Origin of the sequence: Stenotrophomonas sp. LM091 (assembly GCF_001806305.1) — a bacterium.
GTDB classification, from domain to species: Bacteria; Pseudomonadota; Gammaproteobacteria; order Xanthomonadales; family Xanthomonadaceae; genus Stenotrophomonas; species Stenotrophomonas bentonitica_A.
Genome location: NZ_CP017483.1, coordinates 3,940,850 through 3,964,611, shown reverse-complemented (window position 1 = coordinate 3,964,611; position 23,762 = coordinate 3,940,850). Strand labels below are relative to the sequence as shown.

Here is a 23,762-nt window from a genome sequence, read left to right as displayed (position 1 = left end):
TTCATCTAGTCCCCACTTCCCTGCAATGTCAAATTTCGAGTACGACTACGCCGTCGCGGCTGTAGTCACGATGTTCTGGATGGCTGATGTCGGCATAGACCAAGCGATCACCGCGCAATTCGCCAGGCCAGACGGCCACAACGCGCTTGGAATGCGCCAGCCGCCTAATGCTTTCGAGTGGGCTGATCTGAAGGTCAGGTTCGAACAATAACTCGAGGTTATCGAGCAACAGCGGATCTCCAGTGCGCTCTTTGCCTGCAATCTCTCGAAGCAACTCTCCGGCCGAGAAACCGCGCTTGTTCTTGGGCAGGACAGCCATTTTTCGCCCCAGCTCGAGGCCAACATTCAACCGCTCCGTGCCCAACTTGCTGGCAAGCTGACACAGCATTCGAGTCTTTCCACTGCGGCCGGACCCGACCAACAGAATCAACTTACTGCTGGTGTCGTTGATTTCACACAACAGTCGTTCAATCTTCTCCAGCATGAGAATCCTTCCAGCCGCCGCGGCTGAGAGTCGTTGTAAAGCAAGTCGGAGCCAACCACGCATCAGCACCACTCGGGCTGCGGGAAGAGCGGCGCTATCCCAGTCGCAATTCTTCAGCCGAACAGTTGGTACAGAGTTCTGAAGGGACCCTAGTGGCTTTCAAAAAGCGATCGATTCACCCATCCTGCAGCATTGCTGCGTACTGCAGCCCATCCCCCTCATCTTCCGACCCTCCATCACGACGCCACGGATGATCTCATAAGCATCACATTTTGATAACTACTGCAAGATTGGCCGTGAAACTACCAGCAAACAACAAGGGCGCCTTTCGGCGCCCTCGTTCTTTCAACTCATTCCCACTCAATAGTCGCCGGCGGCTTCCCCGAGATGTCATAAACCACCCGCGACACCCCCCGCAACTCATTGATGATCCGATTGCTCACCGTACCCAGGAACTCATACGGCAGATGCGCCCAATGCGCCGTCATGAAGTCGATGGTTTCCACGGCACGCAGCGCAATCACCCACTCATAAGCCCGCGCGTCGCCCACCACGCCCACCGACTTCACCGGCAGGAACACCGCAAACGCCTGGCTGGTCTTGTCGTACAGGTCCGCCTTGCGCAGCTCATCAATGAAGATGGCATCGGCCTTGGCCAGCAGCTCGGCGTATTCGCGCTTCACTTCACCCAGGATACGCACGCCCAGGCCCGGGCCCGGGAACGGGTGGCGGTAGACCATGCTGCGCGGCAGGCCGAGTTCGACGCCGAGGCGACGCACTTCGTCCTTGAACAGCTCGCGCAGCGGCTCGACCAGGCCCAGCTTCATGTGTTCCGGCAGGCCGCCCACGTTGTGGTGGCTCTTGATCACATGCGCCTTGCCGGTCTTGCTGCCGGCCGACTCGATCACGTCGGGGTAGATGGTGCCCTGCGCCAGCCACTTGGCGTTCTTCAGCTTGTTGGACTCTTCGTCGAAGATGTCCACGAACAGGTTGCCGATGATCTTGCGCTTTGCTTCCGGATCGCTCACGCCTTCCAGCTTGGCGAAGTAACGGTCGGCCGCGTTGACGCGGATCACCTTGACGCCCATGTGTTCGGCGAACATCGCCATTACCTGGTCGCCTTCCTGCCAGCGCAGCAGGCCGGTATCGACGAACACGCAGGTCAGCTTGTCGCCGATCGCCTTGTGCAGCAGCGCGGCAACGACGGACGAATCGACGCCGCCGGACAGGCCCAGGATCACTTCGTCATCGCCGACCTGCTCGCGCACGCGGGCGATCTGGTCGTCGATAATGTTGGCGGCGGTCCACAGGGTTTCGCAGCCGCACACATCCACCACGAAGCGGCGCAGCAGCGCCTGGCCCTGCAGGGTGTGGGTCACTTCCGGGTGGAACTGCACGCCGTACCAGCGCTTTTCTTCGTTGGCCATCGCGGCCACCGGGATGCGATCAGTCACGGCGGTGACGGTGAAGCCCGGGGGCGCGACGGAGACGTGGTCGCCGTGGCTCATCCAGACGTTCAACTTCGGCTCGCCGCCGTGGTCGCTCAGGCCCTTGAACAGCGCATCGGGGGCGACGACGTTGACTTCGGCATGGCCGAACTCACGCTGGTCGGCCGCTTCGGTGGCGCCACCGAGCTGGGCGGCCAGGGTCTGCATGCCGTAGCAGATGCCGAAGATCGGCAGGCCGCTGTCGAACACTTCCTGCGGTGCGGCGGGCGCGCCCGGCAGCGTGGTCGATTCCGGGCCACCGGACAGGATGATGCCCTTGGCGCCGAACGCGGCGATGTCGGCCGGGTTGTGGTCCCATGCCCAGATCTCGCAGTACACGCCGAGCTCGCGGATGCGGCGCGCGATCAGCTGGGTGTACTGGGCGCCGAAATCGAGGATGAGGATCTTGTCGTTATGGATGTTGGTCATGGTGCCCGGGCAATGCAGGAGTAAATACGGGAAACACAGCGTCGTTACCGGCGGCGGATAGAGAAAGAGGAACGGGAATCAGCTTCCTCGTTCCTCTTTGCTCATGCCGCATCAGGCGCGGTAGTTCGGCGGCTCTTTGGTGATCTGCACGTCGTGGACGTGGCTTTCACGTTGGCCGGCGCCGCTGATCTTGACGAACTTCGGCTTGGTGCGCATGTCATCGACGGTGCCGCAGCCCACGTAGCCCATGGTGGCGCGCAGGCCGCCCATCAGCTGGTGGATGATGCCGCCAACCGGGCCGCGATACGGCACGCGGCCTTCGATGCCTTCGGGCACCAGCTTGTCGGCGCTGGAGGCATCTTGGAAGTAGCGATCCTTGGAGCCCTTCTCCATCGCGGCCAGCGAGCCCATGCCGCGGTAGCTCTTGTAGGAGCGGCCCTGGAACAGCTCGGTCTCGCCGGGCGATTCCTCGGTACCGGCCAGCAGGCCACCGATCATGATGGTGGAGGCACCGGCGGCGAGCGCCTTGCCGATGTCGCCCGAGTAACGGATGCCACCGTCGGCGATCAGCGGGATGCGGTCCTGCAGCGCCTCGGCGACCAGATCGATCGCGGTGATCTGCGGCACGCCGACACCGGCGACGACGCGCGTGGTGCAGATCGAGCCCGGGCCGATGCCGACCTTGACCGCGTCCGCACCGCTGTCCAGCAGCGCCAGTGCGGCTTCACCGGTGCAGATGTTGCCACCGACGACCTGCACCTGCGGGAAGTGCTTCTTGACCCAGCTGACGCGGTCCAGCACGCCCTGCGAGTGGCCGTGCGCGGTGTCGACCACCAGCACGTCCACCCCGGCGGCGACCAGCGCCTCGACCCGGCGGTCGGTATCGCCACCGACGCCGACGGCCGCGCCGACCAGCAGGCGGGTGGCGGTGTCCTTGGCGGCGTTCGGGTAATCGGTGTTCTTCTGGATGTCCTTGACGGTGATCAGGCCGCGCAGGGCGAAATCATCGTTGACGACCAGGATCTTCTCGATGCGGTTGCGGTGCAGCAGCTGCAGCACTTCATCGGAGGCCGCGCCTTCCTTGACCGTGATCAGGCGATCCTTCTTGGTCATGATGTGGCGGACCGGATCGTCCAGCTCGGTCTCGAAGCGCATGTCACGGTGAGTGACGATGCCGACCAACTGGCCGCCGCCGTCCACCACCGGCACGCCGGAGATGTTGCGCGCCTGGGTCAGGGCCAGCACGTCGCGGATGGTGGTTTCCGGGCCGACGGTGATCGGGTCGCGGATGACGCCGGCCTCGAACTTCTTGACCTTGGCGACTTCGGCAGCCTGCTGCTCGACGCTCAGATTCTTGTGGATGATGCCCATGCCGCCGAGCTGGGCCATGGCGATGGCCAGGCGGGCTTCGGTAACGGTATCCATGGCAGCCGAAAGGATCGGAAGCTTCAGCCGCAGGTCGCGCGTCAGGCGCGTTTCCAGACTGACATCCTTGGGCAGGATGATGGAATGAGCGGGGACGAGGGAGACGTCGTCGTAGGTGAGAGCTTCAGCCTGGATGCGCAGCATCGGCATACCCGAGATGTGGGGAAGCGCGACATTTTACCCTGATTCGGGCGTCTTTGGCAGGGGTCAGATGCGACGCTGTGTTGCGCCGACGGCCGGGGGTAGAGCCGACCGTTGGTCGGCTGCCTCTGGATCGATCTGCCACCGCGCCAAGTGCAGCCGACCAACGGTCGGCTCTACCAGGGGCAGCAGCCCAGGACCGCGGGGGCGGCAGGTGTCGGCCGGCCCGGACCGCGGCCGCAGCAGGCGCCGACCATGGGTCGGCACAAGCCGCTCAGAACGCCTCGGCTGCCTCGATCGTGTTCTGCATCAGGGTGGCCACGGTCATCGGCCCTACCCCGCCCGGGACCGGGGTGATCCAGCTGGCGCGCTCGGCGGCGGCCTCGAAGCCGACATCGCCGACCAGACGGCCGTCATCCAGGCGGTTGATGCCCACGTCGATCACCACGGCGCCCGGCTTGACCCATTCACCCGGGACGATGCCCGGGCGCCCCACCGCGACCACCAGGATGTCGGCATTGCGCACCGACTGCTCCAGCACGTCCTTGGGGGTGAACTTGTGGCAACTGGTGACGGTGCAGCCGGCAATCAGCAGCTCCAGCCCCATCGGGCGGCCGACATGGTTGCTGACACCGACGATGGTGGCGTTGCGGCCGCGCACAGGCTGGTCGGTATGGCCGAGCAGGGTCACGATGCCGCGCGGGGTGCACGGGCGCAGGCCGAACTCACGCAGGGCCAGATGGCCGACGTTTTCCGGGTGGAAGCCGTCCACGTCCTTGCGCGGGTCGATCCGGTGGATCAGGCGGTTGGCGTCCGGGATGCCCGGCAGCGGCAGCTGGACCAGGATGCCGTGGATCTTGGGATCGGCGTTGAGCTGGTCGATCAGGGTCAGCAGTTCGGCCTCGGTGGTGCCGGCCGGCAGGTCGTAATCGAAGGCTTCGATGCCCACTTTCTCGGCCGCACGGCGCTTGTTGCGCACGTACACGGTCGAGGCCGGGTCGCCACCCACCAGCACCACGGCCAGGCCCGGACGGCTGCCACCGGCAGCCAGGCGGGCATCGACCCGGACCTTGAGGCTGTCCAGCAGGTCTTCGGCGATGCGGCGGCCGTCGAGAATGCGGGCGGAAGAGACGGTGTCGGGGGTCGGTGAGCTCATCGAGGGCGGCAGGCGTGGGGGCGACGGTCGGCTATTGTCCCTGATTCGGCCCGCCCCGCCCACCGGTAGTGTCGGCGCCTTATTCTTCTTCGGGCACCTGGTCGGCGTTGAGCGTGCGCGCCTTGCGCTTGGGCGCGGTGAACGGCGTCGGCGTCGGCACGCCGGGCAGCGCAGTGCCGAACACCATGTGCGCGCCGGCGCGCAGGTCGCCGCCCGCCATCTCCAGCTCGAAGCGTTCCGCATCCCGTTCGCGGATCTGCTCGGCGATCTCGCGCGCATCATCCGGATCGGCACCCAGCTCCATCAGCGCGGCCTGACCGAACTGCAGGGCCGATTCGAAGGTCTCGCGGATCTGGAAGTCCACGCCGGCATGGATCAGGCGCAGCGAATGCTCGCGATCGAACGAGCGCACCAGCAGCTTGGCCTGGGGGAACTCGTGGGTGACCAGTTCGACGATGCGATCGGCATCCTGATCGTTGTTGACGCACACCGCGATCGCACGCGCTGTCCCTGCGCCAGACGCATGCAGCACATCCAGGCGGGTGCCGTCGCCGTAGTAGATCTTGAATCCGAAGCGCTCGGCGTTATGGATCATGTCCACGTCGTTGTCGATGATGGTGACATCCACATCGCGCGCCAGCAGCGACTGACTCGCCACCTGGCCGAAACGACCGAAGCCGATCAGCAGCACGCTGCCGGACAGGCCGTCGGCTTCTTCGACGCCGTCGAGCGAGACTTCGCGATCCGGCATGAGCTTGTCGTGCAGCAGCACGAACAGCGGCGTCAGCGCCATCGAGAGCACGACGATCGCGGTGAGGTTGGCGTTGACCTGCACGTCAATCACGCCGGCTACCGCCGCGGCCGAGAACAGCACGAACGCGAACTCGCCACCCTGCGCCATCACCACGCCGCGGTCCAGCGCCTGCCGATGATCACTGCCGAGGATCCGCGCGACCACGTAGATGCAGACCGCCTTGGCCAGCATCAGCGCGAACACGCCGGAGACGATCAGCGGCCAGTTGTTGGCGACCACGGTGAGGTCCAGCGCCATCCCGACGCTGAGGAAGAACAGGCCGAGCAGGATGCCGCGGAACGGCTCGATATCCGCTTCGATCTGGTGGCGGAAGGTGGATTCGCTGAGCAGCACGCCGGCGAGGAACGCGCCCATCGCCATCGACAATCCGCCCAGCTGCATCAGCAGCGCGGCGCCGAGCACGACCAGCAGCGCGGCCGCCGTCATCACTTCGCGCGCCTTGGCGGCAGCAAGGATGCGGAACAGCGGATTGAGCAGGAAGCGGCCGACCAGCACCAGGCCGACGATCGCACCGGCGGCGATACCCACGGTGACCCAGCGCGAGCTCTCGCCCGCATCGCTGTGCACCGGCGCCATGAACGCGACCACGGCCAGCAGGGGCACGATCAGCAGATCTTCGAACAGCAGGATCGAGACGATCTTCTGGCCGGTCGGCAGCGCGATGTCGCCGCGCTCGGCCAGCAGCTGCATCACCACTGCGGTGGAGGTCAGCACGAAACCGGCCGCGCCGATGAAAGCCACCGGCAACGGGAAACCGAGCAGCATGCACACGCCGGTCAGTACCGTGCCGCAGACCACGATCTGCAGCGTGCCCAGACCGAAGATCTCGTTGCGCAGGCTCCACAGATGCGAGGGCCGCATCTCCAGGCCGATCACGAACAGGAACATCACCACGCCGAGCTCGGCGGTATGCAGGATGGCCTGCGGATCGGAGAACCACCCGAACCCGAACGGGCCGATGGCCAGGCCGGCGGCGAAATAGCCCAGCACCGAGCCCAGCCCAAGCCGGCGGAACAACGGCACCATGACCACTGCCGCGCCCAGCAGAGCGACGACTTTCACCAGTTCACTGGCACCTGCTTCCACCGCCATGCGGTTGCTTCCCCGGACTACACAAGATGGGTCAACGATAGGGCAAAGCGCGGAAGGGCAATAGCGCGGATGATGCGTTTAATCGTACTGAATTCAGAACGATATCGAACCCGGATGCCAGATCGTCCCGAAATCGCGACCGAACCCAGGGGTAGAGCCACGCCATGCGTGGCTGCGCTGACCTGGCGGCCCCTCGCCAACGCATCCACGCAGGGCGTGGATCTACGTGGACCCTGGCGAACCGCATCCACGCAGGGCGTGGATCTACGCGGCCCCTCAGGAGCTGCAGAACGCCGCGTAATCGATGTACCCGGGGAAGTCGCGCCCAGGCGCGCACAACGGGCAACCCGGGTCGGGCCGCAGCCGCGTCTCGCGGAAGCGCATGCCCAGCGCGTCAAAGGTGAGCAGGCGGCCGATCAGCGGCTCGCCGATGCCGAGCAGCAGCTTGAGCACTTCGGTGGCCTGCAGCAGGCCGACCATGCCCGGCAACACGCCGAGCACGCCCGCCTCCGAGCAGTTGGGCGCAAACTCCGGCGGCGGCGGCTCGGGGAACAGGCAGCGGTAGCACGGCGCGGTGCCGCGCTGGCGGCCAGCGTCGAAGACGCTGACCTGGCCAGTGAACCGCTCCACCGCGCCATACACCAGCGGGATGCCGTGCTGCAGGCAGGCATCGTTGAGCAGGTAGCGCAGCGGGAAATTGTCCGAACCATCCAGCACCACGTCGACACCCTCCAGCAGCGCATCGATGTTGCCCGAGGTGACCCGCGCCTGCACGGCCTCCACGTCCAGCGAGGGATTGAGCGCGAGCAGGCGTGCGCGCGCGGAGAGCACCTTCGGCTCGCCGACGCTGGCATCGGTGTGGATGATCTGCCGATGCAGATTGCTGCGGTCCACCACGTCGTCATCGGCGATGCGCAGGTGCCCTACCCCGGCCGCGGCCAGGTAGAAGCTCGCCGGTGCACCCAGGCCGCCCGCGCCGAGCACCAGCACGCGCGAAACGAGCAGCGTCTTCTGGCCTTCGATACCGACCTGCGGCAACAGCAGGTGACGCGAGTAACGCTCGTTGAAGTCGCGTTCGGCATCGCTCTGCATCGGCTGCACCAGGGGCAGGCCGTCACCGCGCCAGGCGGTGGTGCCGCCGTGGACGGAGGCGACATTCGTGTAGCCCAGGTTCGACAGGAAAACCGCGGCCTCCATCGAACGCCTGCCGCTCTGACAGATCAGGACGACCTGGCGGTCGGCTGCCGGCAGGTGGGCGTCTGGCTCGGCCTGGAGATCGCCCTTGGCGATGCCGAGCGCGCCTTCGGCCATGCCGGTGGCGCGTTCGTGCGCCTCGCGGATGTCGATCAGCAGCGCGCCATGGGCGAGGCGTTCGCGGGCCTGCGCCGGGGTGAGTTCGGGGATCGTGCTCATGCGGGGATTATCGCGCACGGGCGCGCCGGCCGCCCAAATGAGAAGAGCCGGCTTGCGCCGGCTCTTTTCTGCATCACTTGCCCTTGACGTGCTTGATCAAGCGCCGCTTGCGCTTGAGCTGCCGTTCGGTGAGCACGTTCTTCTTGCCTTCGTACGGGTTCACACCCTCGCGGAAGATGAACTGCACGGGCGTGCCGACCAGCTTGAAGCGCTTGCGGAAGAAGTTCTCCAGATAGCGCTTGTACGACTCCGGCAGGTCTTTCAGACGGGTGCCGTGGACGATGAAGGTCGGCGGGTTGGAACCGCCCGGATGCACGTAGCGCAGCTTGGACACGTGACCCCGGATCGCCGGCGGCGGGTTGGTCTCGTAAGCCGTTTCCAGCGCCTTGTTGACTTCGCTGGTGCTGAATTCGTGCGTCGCCGAGGCGTGCGCAGCATGGATGCAGCGGAACAGCTCACGCAGCCCCGAGCCGTGCTTGGCCGAGATGCGCACCACTTCCGCCCACGGCACGAAGCCGAGCTTGCGCGACACCAGGGCTTCAGCTTGCTCGCGCTGGTAATCGGTCAGGCCATCCCACTTGTTGATCGCCACCACCAGCGCACGGCCGGCATCAAGCACCGCACCGAGCACGCTGGCGTCCTGATCGGTCACGCCTTCGGAGGCATCCAGCATCAGCACCGCGACCTGGCACTGCTCGATGGCCTGCAGCGTCTTGATGACGCTGAACTTCTCGACCACTTCCTCGACACGCGCCTTGCGACGCAGTCCGGCGGTATCGATCAAGCGGTACTCACGCCCGTCGCGCTCCATGTCCACCGCGATCGAATCACGGGTGGTACCGGGCACTTCGGAGGCGATCATGCGCTCCTCGCCGAGCAGACGATTGACCAGCGTCGACTTGCCCACGTTGGGGCGCCCGACGAAGGCGATGCGAATGCGGTTCGGATCGGTGTCCAGGGTCTCGGTGGTGCCCTCTTCCGGCAACCGCTCCACGACCTCGTCCAGCAGATCATCCAGGCCCTGACGGTGCGCGGCCGAAACGGTCAGCATTTCGCCGAAGCCGTAACGGGCAAATTCCGAACGCACGGTGTCTTCGTTCATGCCGTCGATCTTGTTGATCAGCAGCAGGGTCGGACGGGCCAGCTTGCGCAGCCAGGACAGGATCTCGTCGTCCATCGGGCCCTCACGGGCATCGACCACGAACAGGATCAGGTCCGCCTCGGCGGCGGCGGCGCGGGCCTGGCGGGCGGTAGCGCCGGCCAGACCTTCTTCTTCACCGGCGATACCGCCGGTATCGACCACCAGGAACGGGTGGTCTTCATCAAGACGACAAACACCGTAATTACGGTCCCGGGTCACGCCGGGCTGGTCATGGACCAGCGCGTCGCGCGTACGGGTAAACGCATTGAACAGCGTGGACTTGCCGACATTCGGCCGTCCAACCAGGGCGACCAAGGGCAGCATCGCGGTAACTCCTTATTGTGCCAACCGGAACGCGGTCAGCTTTCCATCAACGTTCTGCACCAGCAGAATCCCATCGGCGGCTACCGGCTGGGCCAGGAGGGCGTCGCCGCCACTCTTGGCGCGCGCCGCGAACTCACCGTTATCGGTCCGCAACCAGTGCAGATACCCCTTGTAATCACCGACCACAACGTAATCGCCGTGGATGACCGGACCGGTCAGCGAACGACGGGCCAGGCCCGTCTGCGACCACATGGCCGAACCGCTGGCCTTGTCCAGGCCGAACACGCCGCCCTTGTTGTCGGTGACGAACACATTGCCCGAGGTCAGGGCCACGCCACCGGCGCCGCCATGATCACGTGCCCACAGCGGACGGCCGGTCGGGCCTTCGATCGCCATGGTCTGGTTCTTGAAACTGCTGACGAACAGCGTATTGCCTTCCAGCACCGGGGCGCCGTCGATATCGGCCATGCGCTCCAGCTCGGTACGGCCTTCGCCGGTGCCGACCATCTGGTCCCACAGCGTGCGGCCGTCCTGCATGGCCAGCGCGGCGATGGAGCCGTCGTCGTTGCCGATGAACAGCACGCCCGGGCCGGTGACGACCGGCGCGTTGCCACGCACGGTCAGCGCCGGCAGCTCGCGCGGGTTGAACCAGCGCTGGGTGCCGTTCTCGGCATCCAGACCGGTCACGCGACCGTCGTTGCTGCGCACGAAGACCAAGCCCTGGCCCACGGCCGGGGCGGAGATGACTTCACCCGGCACCTTGGCACGCCACTTCTCAGTGCCGTCGGCCGCGTTCAACGCGATGACTTCACCATCCAGGGTGCCGATGACGACCAGGCCGTCACCCACGCCCGGGCCACCGGACAGACGCAGCTTGGGCTGCTTCTTGACCTTGGCCGGTTCGTAGGTCCAGATCTTCTTGCCGGTCTGCAGGTCGATGGCATGCACGCCACCGTAGATGGCGGCCGCGTAGACGCGACCATCGGCGACCACCGGGCCCTGACGGACGCCGATGCGCTTCTCACCCTTGCCGACGTTGGCCGTCCAGATCCTGTCGACCTTCGCGGTGGCATCGAACTTCACCAGCTCGGCCGGTTCCAGTGCCTTCTTGGCCGCGGCATCTTTGCCGGCGAACCAGCCCTTCATCGTGCTGCAGCCGGTCAGGGCCATGCCCAACAGGGCAACCGTGGCAACGCGCTTGATCATGACCATCTGATTCATTACACCGACTCCGCAGGATCGGTGACGGTGCCACCGGCATCCGTCAACTTGGTTTCCAGCAGGCGCCGCTGGGGCGCTGCCACGTCCAGCGTCTTGAGCGCCTTCTCATACTGCTCGCGGGCGGCATCACGCTTGCCCTGCGCCATCAGTGCATCGCCATGGATTTCCAGGCTGGCGCTGTCGGTCGCGGTACCGAGCTGCTTGATCGCATCTTCGGTCTTGCCGGTGGCCACCAGCAGGCGCGCAACGCGCTGCTCGATCACCGGCTTGAATTCGGGGTCGGCCTTGATCGCGCGCAGGGTCGCCAGCGCGTCTTCGTTCTTGCCGGCATCAACCTGGGCCTTGGCCAGCTGCAGGGCAGCCAGATCGGCGTAGATGTTGGCCTTGCCGCTTTCCAGGTCCTTCACACCCTTGGCGGCCTGCTCCAGATCCTTTTCTTCCAGGCTCTTAAGGACGATCTGGTACTGGACGTTGGCGCCAGCCAGGCTGTTGCTGTGCCGGGTCTGCCACTCTTTCCAGCCCCAGATGCCACCGATCGCGATGGCTACGCCAGCGAGGATGCTGACACCGTTCTTCCGCAGCCAGCCGCGGACGCGTTCACTTTGTTCGTGCTCGTCGAGCAGGTCGTCGATCGCCATGCGTACTCTCGCCCCGCCCATGAGGAGGAGCTATTTGAATTGGATTGGGGAAACGCGGTTCAGTGCGAAACTGGGACCACGGAGCCGTCAGAGGATACCGTAAAGCGTGCCACGTTGGCTCGCTGGTACGGCGAAAGGTCGACGATAGTGCCGGCCTGCTGAACCTCGACCGCCGATGCATTGCCCAGCACCATGCGGGCTACCTGGCCTGGCGCGAAGCTGCGGGTCTCGCCCGACTTGATCAGGGCCTTTTCGACGGTGGTGCCGTCGGGCCCGGAAATATCCACCCAGCTGTCGCCTTTGAACTGCAGGCTCAGTGCGCCAGCCGGCGCTGCCGGCGCGGCGGCCGGACGCGGGACCGGGGTCAGCGACGCCAGGTAAGGCGACGCCGGGGCCGACGGCTTGGCCGTCTCGGCCGTGGCCGGTGCAGCCGCCTGCGGGGCGTCACCGCCGGCCACCGGGACCGCCGCCGGGATCACATCCAGCGACGCGGTGTTCGGGGTGGTGGCGGTGCCATCGAAATGACCCCGGGTGGCGAACCAGACCGGCACGGCCAGCACCGCGGTGATGCCGACATACAGGACGCGACGGCCCAGGCTCTCGGCAATGCGGCGGGCGCGCGGGGTATGGGTATGGCTGACCAGCTGTGGCGGCACGATCGGCCCGATATGGGCCTGCTCGAGGATGTCGTCGATGTCCACCTTCAGCAGGCGGGCATAACTGCGCAGCTGGCCACGGACGAAGACCGGCGCGCCAAGGCGCTGCCACTGCTCTTCTTCAAGGGACTTCACTACCTGGACCGGCATGCGCAGCTGCTGCCCCACGGCCTCCAGGGTCAGTCCGGCCGCTTCCCGGGCCTGGCGAAGACGAGCTCCGCAACCGGCCGCAGTATCAAAAGCGTTCACAGTCTGGTCATCAATCACAATGCTTCAACCCCGGGGATTAGGTGCCGCATCCTGCGGAAATTCGTCATGAATTCGCTGCAGATAGCGACCGGATGCCACGCTGTCGCCAAGCCGCGCCTCGATTTGAGAGGCAAGTTGTAACACGGAACGTGTGGCCGGTGCAGCCGTCAAACGCCGTTGCGAAAAGGCGCGGGCCTCGAAATAACGCCCTTCGGCGTACTCATTGCGGGCCATCGACTCCAGCGCGTAGGCATTGACGGGATCTATCTCAAGCGCCCGCCGGAGGTCCCGGACCGCCCGCGCGGGCTGGCCTGCGTCCAGTGCACAGCCGCCGGCATTGGCCAGGGCGGAGGCCGGGGTGGTATAGCCCGGGGCCTGCAGCGCCCGGTCGAACCAGGCCAGCGACTCGGCCGGCTGGCCATGAGCACATAGCCAGGCACCATAATTGTTGAGAACGTCGCCGCGCTCGGGGCCCAGCTCGGCCGCCTTGCCGTACAGGCGCCCGGCTTCGGCCTCATTGCCGCGCTGGGTGGCAATCGCCGCCAGCAGCATGTAGGCCTCGGGGCGGCGCGCATCGATCTTCATCGCGGCCCGCACCCGCTTCTCGGCGGCATCCGGGGCGCCCGCGCGCAGCGATTCGCCAGCCAGGACCATCTGGTCCTGGTAGTTCACCCGCTTGCGGATCTCGGGGTTGTCGCGGGCCTCGTAGGTCGGCGCGACCTCGAGTGGACCGGACGGCGGCTTGATCCCCTGCTGTTTGCCACAGCCGGCCAATGCCAGCGCGAAGAAAACAACGGCTGGCAATCGGCGATCAGGCAGCGGCATCCCGGTTTTTCCCGTCCTGCAGCGTTTTGTTGAACTCGGCCTGGCGGCGCGTACGGTCCATCACCTGGCCCTTGAGCTGGCCACAGGCGGCATCGATATCGTCGCCACGGGTACGCCGCACCATCGTCAGCACCTGCGAATCGAGCAGGATCTTCTGGAAGGCGCGGATTTCGGTTTCGCCGGAACGCTCGTAACGCGTGCCCGGGAACGGATTGAAGGGGATCAGGTTGACCTTGCCCGAGTTCGAGGCCTGCACGGCGTTGTCGAACTGGCGCATCAGCCGCGCCAGCTGGCGGGCGTGCTCGGGCTGGTCATTGATGCCCTTCATCAGGGTGTATTCGAAGGTGACCGATTCGCGGCGCTTGTTGGCGCGCAGGTAACGTGCGCACGAGGCCATCAGTTCGACGATCGGGTACTTCTTGTTGAGCGGGACCAGGGTCTCGCGCAGTGCGTCGTTGGGCGCATGCAGCGACACCGCCAGCGACACGTCGCTCTCGGTGGACAGGCGGTCGATCTGCGGCACCAGGCCGGAGGTGGACAGCGTCACGCGCTTGTTGGCCAGGCCGTAGCCCAGATCGTCGCGCATCACGCTCATGGCGCGCACGACGTTGTCGAAATTCATCAACGGCTCGCCCATGCCCATCATCACCACGTTGGTGAGACGACGCTGCTTGTGCGGGATGTTGCCCAGATGGCGCGCGGCGACCCACACCTGGCCGATGATCTCGGCGGTGGACAGGTTGCGGTTGAAGCCCTGGGTAGCGGTCGAACAGAACGTGCAGTTCAGCGCGCAGCCGACCTGTGAAGACACGCACAGCGTGCCGCGGTTCTTGTCCGGGATGTAGACGGCCTCGATGGCGTTCTTGCCATCGGTGCCCATCGCCAGCAGCCACTTGTGGGTGCCGTCGGCGGAGGGCTTGTCGAACACGATGTTCGGAACCAGCACCTCGGCATGCTGCTTGAGCTTGGCACGCAGCGCCTTGCCGAGGTCGGTCATTTCATCGAAATCGGTGACGTAGTGATGGTGGATCCACTTCATCACCTGATGGGCACGGTAGCGCGCTTCGCCGAGTGTCTCGGCGAAGAAGCGCTCCAGACCCTCGCGATCGAGGTCGAGCAGGTTCTGCTTGGCCACAGCCGGGCCCGGAACGAGCACGGATGGGATGGCGGTTGGCTGTACGACCTCGTTCACGGCATCACTCTCAGCGCGAGACGACTTCAGTCGCGGCGAAGAAATAAGCGATTTCGATCGCGGCATTCTCAACCGAGTCCGAGCCGTGGGCGGCATTGGCATCGATGGATTCAGCGAAGTCGGCGCGGATGGTGCCTGCGGCGGCTTCCTTCGGGTTGGTGGCGCCCAGCAGGTCGCGGTGGGCCAGCACGGCGTTCTCGCCTTCCAGCGCCTGGATCATCACCGGGCCGGAGATCATGAACTCGACCAGCGCGTTGAAGAACGGACGCTCGCGGTGCACGGCGTAGAAGCCTTCGGCTTCACGGCGCGACAGCTGCTTGTACTTGGCGGCGACGACCTTCAGGCCGGCCTTTTCGAAGCGGGCGTAGATTTCACCGATGACGTTCTTGGCGACGGCGTCCGGCTTGATGATGGAAAGGGTGCGCTCCAGCGCCATGGGAATACTCCGTTGGGCGGGCCACTTGATCGGCCCGAGGTTAACATGAAAAAAACCCGCGTCAAAACGCGGGCTTAGCCTGATATACGTGCGCCAATTCTACCGTGTCCTCCCCATCTCCGGTAGTGCCACGCCATGCGTGGCAGGACTGCACCCACTGGGGTAGCTCACCCCCGTTCAGGCAATGACGACGTTGCCAGCCATGGACAGGCGCGGCAACGCGCAGATGAACGAATGCCCCTTCCTGCTGCGCCGCACAATGCGGACGCGCAGCCACGGGTCTAATATCAAACAATCGTTTGATTGAACTGCCCTGCCCCCATGGCCAAACCTGCCCACTTCTCCACCAAGGACCGCATTCTCGGCGCCGCCGAGGAACTGTTCGCCCTGCACGGGTTCGCGGGCACCTCGCTGCGCCAGGTCACCAGCCAGGCCGATGTGAACATCGCCGCGGTCAACTATCACTTCGGGTCCAAGGAGAACCTGGTCAACGAGGTGTTCCGCCGCCGCATGGATGAAATGACCTCGGCCCGGCTGAGCCAGCTGGACAGCGCCCGCCGCGAGCACCCCGGTGAACTGCGCCCGGTGCTGGCCGCCTTCGTGGAGCCGGCCCTGGCCATGGCCCAGGACCGCCAGACCGGCGGCGCCTTCGTGCGCGTCATCGCCCGCGCTTACGCGGAGAAGAACGACAACCTGCGCAAGTTCCTTTCCGACCACTACGGCCACGTCCTGCGCGACTTCGGCAAGGCGATCTCCGCCTGCGTGCCGGAGCTCAGCAAGGAGGAGCTGTACTGGCGCCTGGATTTCCTCGCCGGCTCGCTGACCTATGCCATGGCCGACTTCGGCCTGATCAAGCGACCCGCCGGTGTCACCGAAGCGGCGCATCGTGCCCATGCCGCCCAGGAACTGATTCATTTCGCCGAAGCCGGATTCCGCGCCAGCGCGGCCTCGAGCGCTTCGACGTCCTCCCTTTCCACCCCGTAGAGCCGGGCGCTGACCGGCTTCCAGACAACAAAGGCTTATCGACATGTCCAATTCCCTGCTAGTCCGCCGTGCCGCCGTGCTGGGTGCCGGTGTCATGGGCGCCCAGATCGCCGCCCACCTGACCAACGCCGGCGTCGACACGGTGCTGTTCGACCTGCCCGCCAAGGAAGGTCCGGCTGATGGCATCGTGCTCAAGGCGATTGCCAACCTGGGCAAGCTCAGCCCTGCCCCGCTTGCCAGCAAGTCCTACGCCGAGGCGATCACGCCGGCCAACTATGAGACCGGCCTGGAGCAGTTGAAGGACTGCGACCTGATCATCGAAGCCATCGCCGAACGCATGGACTGGAAGCAGGACCTGTACAAGAAGATCGCCCCGTTCGTGGCCGATCATGCGGTGCTGGCCTCCAACACCTCGGGCCTGGGTATCAACAAGCTGGCCGACGTGCTGCCCGAGCAGCTGCGCCACCGCTTCTGCGGCGTGCATTTCTTCAACCCGCCGCGCTACATGCACCTGGCCGAGCTGATCCCGGCCACCACCACCGACGCGGCCGTGCTGGAAGGCCTGGAAGCGTTCCTGGTCACCACCCTGGGCAAGGGCGTGGTGTATGCCAAGGACACCCCGAACTTCATCGGCAACCGCATCGGCGTGTTCTCGATCCTGTCCACCATCCACCACACGCAGGAATTCGGCCTGGGCTTCGATGAAGTGGACGGCCTGACCGGCCCGCTGGTCGGCCGCCCGAAGTCGGCGACCTACCGCACCTCCGACGTGGTCGGCCTGGACACCATGGCGCACGTGATCAAGACCATGGGCGACACCCTGCCCAACGATCCGTGGCATGACTTCTTCAAGTCGCCGAAGTGGCTGGACGCGCTGATCGCCAAGGGCGCGCTGGGCCAGAAGACCGGTGCCGGCATCTTCCGCAAGGTCGGCAAGGACATCGTGGTGCTGGATCTGGAGAAGCAGGACTACCGTCCGGCCGACCGCACCGCCGCACCGGAAGTGGTGGAGATCCTGAAGATCAAGAACCCGGCCGAGAAGTTCGCCAAGCTGCGCGAGAGCCAGCACCCGCAGGCGCAGTTCCTGTGGGCGACCTTCCGCGATCTGTTCCACTACAGCGCCTACCACCTGGCCGACATCGCCGAGACCGCTCGCGACGTGGACCTGGCCATCCGCTGGGGCTACGGCTGGTCGCTGGGCCCGTTCGAAACCTGGCAGGCCGCCGGCTGGAAGCAGGTCGCACAGTGGATCGCCGACGACATCGTCGCTGGCAAGAGCATGAGCAATGCGCCGCTGCCGGATTGGGTGTTCGATGGCCGCGACGGCGTGCACGCCGCCGAGGGCAGCTACAGCCCGTCGCGCAATGCCAAGCTGCCGCGCTCGGCCCTGCCGGTGTACCAGCGCCAGCGCTTCCCGGATCCGCTGCTGGGCGAGAACTTCAGCCCGGGCGAAACCGTGTTTGAAAACGACGGCGTGCGCATGTGGCACGACGGTGACGGCATCGCGGTGGTCAGCTTCAAGACCAAGATGAACACCGTGTCCGACCACGTGCTCAACGGCCTGCAGGAAGCGATCAAGCGCGCCGAGCAGGACTACAAGGGCCTGGTGATCTGGCAGCAGAAGGAACCCTTCTCCGCCGGTGCCGATCTGGCCGGCGCGCTCGGCCTGCTGCAGGCCGGCAAGGTCGACCAGTTCGAAGAGATGGTGCACAACTTCCAGCGCACCAGCCAGGCGATCAAGTATTCGCTGGTGCCGGTGGTGACCGCGGTGCGCGGCCTGGCCCTGGGCGGTGGCTGCGAGTTCCAGATGCACAGCGCCAAGAGCGTGGCCGCGCTGGAAAGCTACATCGGTCTGGTCGAGGCCGGCGTCGGCCTGCTGCCGGCCGGTGGCGGCCTGAAGGAACTGGCCGTGCGCGCCTCGCAGGCGGCCGGTCCGGGCGGTGATGTGTTCGCCGAGCTGAAGAAGACCTTTGAAACCGTCGCGATGGCCAAGGTTTCCAATTCCGCGGTCAACGCCAAGGAACTGGGCCTGATGCGCGCCACCGACAAGGTCGTGTTCAACAGCTTCGAGACGTTGCACATCGCCAAGGCCGAAGTGCTGGCGCTGGCCGAAGGCGGCTACCGCCCGCCGATGCCGGCCCGCCGCATCCAGGTCGCCGGCGACGTGGGCATCGCTACGTTCAAGATGATGCTGGTCAACATGCTGGAAGGCCGCTTCATCAGCCCGTACGACTACGAGATCGCCGTGCGCATCGCCACCGTGCTGTGCGGTGGCGAAGTGGATCGCGGCACGCTGGTGGACGAAGAATGGCTGCTGACCCTGGAGCGCAAGCACTTCGTCGAACTGGCCCAGCAGGAAAAGACCCAGGCCCGCATCGCGCACATGCTCAAGACCGGCAAGCCGCTGCGGAACTGACGGAAGACATCGGTAGTGCCGGCCGCTGGCCGGCAACCTCTTCCAACCCCTATTCAAGAGATCACTGCAATGACCAAGCAAATCCAGGACGCCTACATCGTCGCCGCCACCCGCACCCCGGTGGGCAAGGCGCCCAAGGGCGTGTTCCGCAATACCCGCCCCGACGACATGCTGGCCCACGTGCTCCGCTCCGTGGTCGCGCAGGCGCCGGGCGTGGACGTCAACCGCATCGATGACGCGATCATCGGCTGCGCGATGCCCGAAGCCGAGCAGGGCATGAACGTGGCACGCATCGGCGTGCTGCTGGCCGGCCTGCCGGACACCATCGCCGCACAGACCGTCAACCGCTTCTGCTCCTCGGGCCTGCAGGCCGTGGCCATGGCTGCCGACCAGATCCGCCTCGGCAATTCGGACCTGATGCTGGCCGGTGGCACCGAGTCGATGTCGATGGTGCCGATGATGGGCAACAAGATCGCGATGGCCCCGAGCGTGTTCGACAATGACCACGTCGCCATCGCCTACGGCATGGGCATCACCGCCGAGAAGGTCGCCGAAGAATGGAAGGTCTCGCGTGAGGACCAGGACGCCTTTGCGCTGGCCTCGCACCAGAAGGCCATCGCCGCGATCCAGAACGGCGAGTTCAAGGACGAGATCAGCCCTTACGACGTGCGCACCCGCCAGCCGGACCTGGCCGACGGCCGCCGCATCATCACCCGCGACAAGATCGTGGATACCGACGAAGGCCCGCGCCTGGATTCGTCCGCCGAAGGCCTGGCCAAGCTGCGCCCGGTGTTCCGCAACGGCCAGTTCGGCGGCACGGTCACCGCCGGCAACTCCTCGCAGATGAGCGACGGCGCCGGCGCGGTGCTGCTGGCCTCCGAGCAGGCGATCAAGGACTACGGCCTGACCCCGCTGGCCCGCTTCGTCAGCTTCTCGGTGGCCGGCGTGCGCCCGGAAGTGATGGGCATCGGCCCGATCGCCGCGATCCCGAAGGCACTCAAGCAGGCTGGCCTCACCCAGGACCAGCTGGACTGGATCGAGCTCAACGAAGCCTTTGCGGCACAGTCGCTGGCCGTCATCCGCGATTGTGGCCTGGACCCGTCCAAGGTCAACCCGCTGGGCGGCGCGATCGCCCTGGGCCATCCACTGGGCGCGACCGGTGCGATCCGTACCGCCACCCTGCTGCACGGCCTGCGCCGTCGCCAGCAGAAGTACGGCATGGTGACCATGTGCATCGGCACCGGCATGGGTGCGGCGGGCATCTTCGAATCGCTGTAAGGATTGATCGGTGCCGGCCTGCGGGTCGGCACCGAGACAATGGGTATGACCGGCGTGACCGGTGGCAACATTGCAACGGGTCGCCACCAACCGACCATTGGTCGCTAGGCGGGAAACGAAAAGGGCAGCCTCGCGGCTGCCCTTTTCTGTTGTATCGGGAGCCGGCCAGCGGCCGGCACTACCGTTGGCTCGTTCTCAGCCCTCTGCCAGCATCTTCTGCAGCACTTCGCGTGCCGGGCCGGCCAGCTTCTCGTTGTCGAGGGCGAAGCGGATCGTGGCTTCGACCAGACCCAGGTGGGTACCGCAGTCAAAGCGGCGGCCCTCGAAACGGTACGCGTCGACGCGCTCGCTCTTGAGCAGCTCGGCGATGGCGTCGGTCAGCTGGATCTCGCCACCTGCACCGGTCCCGGTCGCTTCGAGCAGCTCGAAGATCTTCGGGCTCAGCACGTAACGGCCGACCACGGCCAGGTCGCTCGGGGCGTCCTCGGGCTTGGGCTTTTCAACGATGGCGCTGATCTTGCCCTGGCGGCCGTCGAAGGCCTCGGTGGCCACGATGCCGTAGCTGCCGGTCTTGTCATGCGGCACGTCTTCAACGGCAATGATGCTGGCGCCGCTGGCTTCGTTGGCGTCGGCCATCTGCTTGAGCGCACCGTTGCCACGGTTCCAGATCAGATCGTCGGGCAGCAGCACCGCGAACGGCTCGTCGCCCACGATCGCCTTGGCACACAGCACCGCATGGCCCAGGCCCAGCGCTTCGGCCTGGGTCACGAACACGGCGCGCACGCCATTGGGCAGCACATGGCGAACCAATTCGAGCTGCTCCTGCTTGCCGGCGCGCTCGAGTTTCTGCTCAAGCTCGTAGGCCTTGTCGAAATAATCCGCGACCGCATGCTTGTAACGGTTGGTGATGAAGATCAGCGTGTCACAGCCCGCCTCGATCGCCTCATCCACGGCATATTGGATCAACGGCCGATCAATGATCGGCAGCATTTCCTTCGGAACGGTTTTGGTGGCCGGCAGGAATCGCGTTCCCAACCCTGCGACAGGAAATACCGCCTTACGAATACGCTTGCTCATCAGAACCTAGTGGCCTCACGCGCCGGAAAGGCGAGCACTTTAGCAGAGCTGACGTGATCGTCCTGTTGCAAAGGAGAAAATTCGGGCATGGTCGCAAACAGAATGCTGTTGATCGCATCAGTATCGTAGCTGGCAATCGCCTCGCGCAGTTTCGGCACATTGGCCAATACCTGCTCACGCGCGAACGTGCGCACGCCTGCCTCGAGAATCTTCGGATGCGCAGTCGGACGATAATCTTCGTCGGAATAGAACAGCGTTTCGTGCAGTTTCTCGCCCGGCCGCAGGCCCGTATAGACGATGGCGATGTCCTTGTAGGGCTGCTTGCCGGCCAGGCGGATCATCTGCTCGGCCAGCACGCGGATCGGCACCGGCTCGCCCATGTCCAGCGTATAGATCGCCCCGTGCGAGGCCGACGCGGCCGCCTGCAGGATCAGCTGGCAGGCCTCGGGAATGGTCATGAAGTAACGGGTGACTTCCGGGTCGGTCACGGTGACCGGACCGCCCTTGAGGATCTGCTCGCGGAACACCGGCACCACGCTGCCGGCCGAGGCCAGCACGTTGCCGAAGCGCACGGTCACGAAACGGGTGTGGCTGGTCTTCTGGTCCAGGCTCTGGCAGATCATCTCCGCGTAGCGCTTGCTGGCACCCAGCGCGTTGACCGGATCGACCGCCTTGTCGGTGGAGATGAAGACGAAATGCTCGATGCGCGCTTCGACGCAGGCGCGCGCCACCGTTTCGGTGGAGAGGATGTTGTTGCGCACCGCTTCGCGCAGCTGGCGCTCCAGCACCGGCACCTGCTTGTAGGCGGCGGCATGGAAGACCGAGTCCACCCGCGACAGCGACAGCGCATGGCGGATCACCGCGGGGTCACCGCAGTCGCCCAGCACCGCTTCCACCACCAGATCCGGGAAGCTGCGCTGCAGCTCGGCTTCGATGGTCAGCAGAAGCAGTTCACTCATCTCCACCAGGACGATGCGCCCTGCCCCGTGGCGCGCGCACTGGCGGCACAGCTCTGAACCGATCGAGCCGCCCGCGCCGGTGACCAGCACAGTGCGCCCACCCAGCCAGCCGCGGATCAGCGCCCAGTCCGGCAGGATCGGCTTGCGGCCGAGCAGGTCCTCGATCGCCACTTCCTTGAGCTCACCCGGCAAGGAATGGCCCAGCAGGATGTCGTTGAGCTTGGGCACCATCCGGAACGGCACGCCGGTGCTTTCGCAGATGGCCACCACCCGCTGCATGCCCACGGCATCCAGCGACGGGATGGCGATCACCAGCAGCTTGGCGGCGGTCTCGCGGACCACGGCCGGGGCATCTTCCAGGGTGCCCAGGATCGGCAGGCCCTGCAGCTTGGCGCCCTGCAGATGCGGGGCGTCGTCGAGCAGGCCGACCGGCTCGAAATCACCGGAGCGGCGCAGGTCGCGGACCAGGGCCTCGGCCGCCTGGCCGGCACCCAGGATCAGCACACGGCGCGCGGTGACGTCGGACTGCAGCGCCTGATAGTCCTTCCATGCGCGGTACAGCAGGCGGGGCGCGCCCAGCAGCGCCGACAGCGCGAACGGGTAGATGACCAGCACGGACATCGGCACGCCTTCAAAGCGCTTGTACGCCAGGGCGACCACGATGGCGAGCAGGCCGATGAAGCTGGCTTTGAAAATGTTGAGCAGATCGGCAACGCTGGCAAAGCGCCACAGGCCGCGGTACAGACCCACCCGCCAGAACACCACTGCCTGGATGACCAGCACCAGCGAGGTGTCGATGTTCCAGAGCGGCAACGCCGGCGCGTCGGCCAGCATCGAGTAGCGTCCGGCATGCAGCAGCTGCCAGCACGCCCAGACCATGAACAGGTCGTGGGCCACGATGGCCGCGCGCGGCATCAAGCCGGTAAGTCGGTCCTGCCAAGGCGTCATAAACAACGTATTCCTTCTAGTTGCGCATTCCCTTGCGCAGGAGCAGCCAAAGGCCGTACGCGAAGATCAACCACGCGATGGCCACGGCAGCCTCCCACCTCGGCTGCAAATTCGTGCATGCATTAAACACTGCCGCACTGAATATTCCAAAAACAAGATACACCCCGGTGACGAAAGTGTGGCTTGCACCACTTTTCACCGCGCGCTGATAGAGATGCTGCGTGTGGGGTTCCATCCAGCGCTGTCCGGACAGGATGCGCGAAAGCAATGTGAAGCCTGCGTCCACAAGAAAGGCCGAAAGCGGCACCAGCAACAGCAACCAATGGATATCGGTGTGCACACTGGCCAGGCAGACCAGCGCCGCGATGGCATAGCCCAGCGCCCCGCTGCCGACATCGCCCATGAAGATGCGTGCCCGTGGGTAGTTGAACGGCAGGAACCCCAGGCAGGCCAGCCCCAGCACCACACCGGCCAGGCCGTAGGGCGGCGGCAGCACCAGCGCAAAGGCAAGACCGGCCAGGATCGCCTGGGTGGTGGCGATGCCGTTGATCCCATCCATGAAGTTCCAGATGTTGATCAGCGAGGTGGCGAACAACAGGGCCAGCAGCGCCTGCCAGGGATTGCCGCTGGCATGCCAGACCAGCCCAGCCAGCAGCGCGGACGCCAGCACATGGACCAGCAGGCGGCGGACCGCCGGCAGCGGCCGATGGTCGTCCCACCAGCCGATCCCGGCCACCAGTACCAGGCCGAGCGCGAACACCGCCAGCGAGATTCCGGCCTTGGGCCAGATCACGGCGGCGACCGCGCAGGCCAGCAGCAGGGTCAGGACGATCGCGATACCACCGCCGCGAGGCGTCGCCACCCCATGGCTGCGGCGCTCGCCCGGCTGATCCAACAGGTTGCGACGGAGCGCGTACGCACGTGCGGCCCAGGTCAGGCCCGCCGAGACCGCCAGCACCGCCAGCAGCCCTGCCATC

General features: G+C 65.6%; 19 protein-coding genes. 3 read left to right on the top strand and 16 right to left on the bottom strand.

What is annotated here, in order from left to right; all coding sequences use genetic code 11:
* Window positions 1–28: 28 nt before the first annotated feature.
* The 13 genes from brxF to ndk form a co-directional block, all read right to left on the bottom strand.
* On the bottom strand, window positions 29–484 hold the full coding sequence (gene brxF / locus BIZ42_RS17700) for a BREX-3 system P-loop-containing protein BrxF (protein WP_070427207.1): 456 nt from the start codon (window positions 482–484) through the stop codon (window positions 29–31).
* A 350-nt stretch (window positions 485–834) separates the two neighbouring features.
* Complete coding sequence (gene guaA, locus BIZ42_RS17695) at window positions 835–2,400, bottom strand: glutamine-hydrolyzing GMP synthase (protein ID WP_070427206.1); 1,566 nt, start codon at window positions 2,398–2,400, stop codon at window positions 835–837.
* Between the two features lie 111 nt (window positions 2,401–2,511).
* Window positions 2,512–3,969, bottom strand: coding sequence for an IMP dehydrogenase (gene guaB, locus BIZ42_RS17690; RefSeq protein ID WP_046273777.1), 1,458 nt, complete (start codon window positions 3,967–3,969; stop codon window positions 2,512–2,514).
* A gap of 271 nt (window positions 3,970–4,240) precedes the next feature.
* Entirely contained in the window at window positions 4,241–5,122 is an 882-nt protein-coding gene (gene folD, locus BIZ42_RS17685; RefSeq protein ID WP_070427205.1) for a bifunctional methylenetetrahydrofolate dehydrogenase/methenyltetrahydrofolate cyclohydrolase FolD, read from the bottom strand.
* Window positions 5,123–5,201: 79 nt separating this feature from the next.
* Window positions 5,202–7,028 carry a monovalent cation:proton antiporter-2 (CPA2) family protein gene (locus BIZ42_RS17680; protein ID WP_070427204.1) on the bottom strand — a complete coding sequence of 609 codons (1,827 nt, stop codon included), beginning with the start codon at window positions 7,026–7,028 and terminating at the stop codon, window positions 5,202–5,204.
* Window positions 7,029–7,304: 276 nt separating this feature from the next.
* Window positions 7,305–8,441 carry a molybdopterin-synthase adenylyltransferase MoeB gene (moeB, locus tag BIZ42_RS17675; protein WP_070427203.1) on the bottom strand — a complete coding sequence of 379 codons (1,137 nt, stop codon included), beginning with the start codon at window positions 8,439–8,441 and terminating at the stop codon, window positions 7,305–7,307.
* A gap of 73 nt (window positions 8,442–8,514) precedes the next feature.
* Entirely contained in the window at window positions 8,515–9,906 is a 1,392-nt protein-coding gene (der, locus tag BIZ42_RS17670) for a ribosome biogenesis GTPase Der (protein WP_019183084.1), read from the bottom strand.
* 12 nt (window positions 9,907–9,918) lie between these two features.
* Window positions 9,919–11,127, bottom strand: coding sequence for an outer membrane protein assembly factor BamB (gene bamB / locus BIZ42_RS17665; protein WP_070427202.1), 1,209 nt, complete (start codon window positions 11,125–11,127; stop codon window positions 9,919–9,921).
* Entirely contained in the window at window positions 11,127–11,765 is a 639-nt protein-coding gene (locus tag BIZ42_RS17660) for a tetratricopeptide repeat protein (RefSeq protein ID WP_019183086.1), read from the bottom strand. Before BIZ42_RS17660 ends, bamB begins: the two co-directional genes overlap by 1 nt.
* Window positions 11,766–11,824: 59 nt before the next feature.
* Window positions 11,825–12,688, bottom strand: a complete 864-nt coding sequence (locus BIZ42_RS17655) for a RodZ domain-containing protein (protein ID WP_070427201.1) — start codon at window positions 12,686–12,688, stop codon at window positions 11,825–11,827.
* Between the two features lie 6 nt (window positions 12,689–12,694).
* The gene (gene pilW / locus BIZ42_RS17650; protein ID WP_070427200.1) at window positions 12,695–13,495 is read right to left on the bottom strand and encodes a type IV pilus biogenesis/stability protein PilW; all 801 of its coding nucleotides are present in this window, start codon (window positions 13,493–13,495) and stop codon (window positions 12,695–12,697) included.
* Window positions 13,482–14,630: a 23S rRNA (adenine(2503)-C(2))-methyltransferase RlmN gene (gene rlmN, locus BIZ42_RS17645; protein ID WP_172838060.1), complete on the bottom strand. Its 1,149-nt coding sequence runs from the start codon at window positions 14,628–14,630 to the stop codon at window positions 13,482–13,484. Before rlmN ends, pilW begins: the two co-directional genes overlap by 14 nt.
* 67 nt (window positions 14,631–14,697) lie before the next feature.
* On the bottom strand, window positions 14,698–15,123 hold the full coding sequence (ndk, locus tag BIZ42_RS17640) for a nucleoside-diphosphate kinase (RefSeq protein ID WP_008265389.1): 426 nt from the start codon (window positions 15,121–15,123) through the stop codon (window positions 14,698–14,700).
* A gap of 321 nt (window positions 15,124–15,444) precedes the next feature.
* On the opposite strand from ndk, the gene BIZ42_RS17635 reads away from it, so the two are divergent.
* The 3 genes from BIZ42_RS17635 (at window position 15,445) to BIZ42_RS17625 (ending at window position 19,801) form a co-directional block, all read left to right on the top strand.
* Window positions 15,445–16,107 (top strand): TetR family transcriptional regulator, encoded by a 663-nt coding sequence (locus BIZ42_RS17635; RefSeq protein WP_019183090.1) that lies wholly within the window; start codon window positions 15,445–15,447, stop codon window positions 16,105–16,107.
* 43 nt (window positions 16,108–16,150) lie between these two features.
* Window positions 16,151–18,523: a 3-hydroxyacyl-CoA dehydrogenase/enoyl-CoA hydratase family protein gene (locus BIZ42_RS17630; RefSeq protein WP_070427199.1), complete on the top strand. Its 2,373-nt coding sequence runs from the start codon at window positions 16,151–16,153 to the stop codon at window positions 18,521–18,523.
* A gap of 69 nt (window positions 18,524–18,592) precedes the next feature.
* Window positions 18,593–19,801, top strand: coding sequence for an acetyl-CoA C-acyltransferase (locus tag BIZ42_RS17625; RefSeq protein ID WP_019183092.1), 1,209 nt, complete (start codon window positions 18,593–18,595; stop codon window positions 19,799–19,801).
* A gap of 195 nt (window positions 19,802–19,996) precedes the next feature.
* On the opposite strand, the gene galU is transcribed toward BIZ42_RS17625, so the two are convergent.
* Genes galU through BIZ42_RS17610 form a run of 3 tightly spaced genes read right to left on the bottom strand, consistent with a single transcriptional unit; the run spans window position 19,997 to window position 23,761 of the window.
* Window positions 19,997–20,878, bottom strand: coding sequence for a UTP--glucose-1-phosphate uridylyltransferase GalU (gene galU, locus BIZ42_RS17620; RefSeq protein ID WP_019183093.1), 882 nt, complete (start codon window positions 20,876–20,878; stop codon window positions 19,997–19,999).
* Window positions 20,878–22,785: a nucleoside-diphosphate sugar epimerase/dehydratase gene (locus BIZ42_RS17615; RefSeq protein WP_046273767.1), complete on the bottom strand. Its 1,908-nt coding sequence runs from the start codon at window positions 22,783–22,785 to the stop codon at window positions 20,878–20,880. The genes galU and BIZ42_RS17615 overlap by 1 nt, the downstream gene beginning before the upstream one ends.
* A gap of 16 nt (window positions 22,786–22,801) precedes the next feature.
* Window positions 22,802–23,761 (bottom strand): glycosyltransferase family 4 protein, encoded by a 960-nt coding sequence (locus tag BIZ42_RS17610; protein WP_070427198.1) that lies wholly within the window; start codon window positions 23,759–23,761, stop codon window positions 22,802–22,804.
* Between the last annotated feature and the right edge of the window lies 1 nt (window position 23,762).